Annotated in this window: 1 pseudogene; it reads right to left on the bottom strand. The window is 65.9% G+C overall.

Going from position 1 to position 279, the window contains the following annotated elements:
* Positions 1–279, bottom strand: a pseudogene (locus HA630_RS00720) (zinc ribbon domain-containing protein); the annotation flags it as partial.

Raw genomic sequence — 279 nt, 5'->3', positions numbered from 1 at the left:
AGGTGCAGGTGCAGGTGCAGGTGCAGGTGCAGGTGCAGGTGCAGGTGCAGGTGCAGGTGCAGGTGCAGGTGCAGGTGCAGGTGCAGGTGCAGGTGTCGCGGCCGTCACCGCGGATTCTTTCAGTTCCGACACCTTCTCGCCGGCCTGTTTCAGGGCCGTGTCGGCCTGCTGGCGGATGCTGTCCAGGTCCACCTTGCCCGAGAACTCGCGCCAGGTCAGGATGCCCACCATCATGGGCAGCAGGAACACAAAGGCCGACGCGGTGGCGTACACCAGGCC

This window comes from Aquabacterium sp. A08, from assembly GCF_011742065.1.
This window is presented reverse-complemented; position numbering and strand designations above follow the sequence as displayed.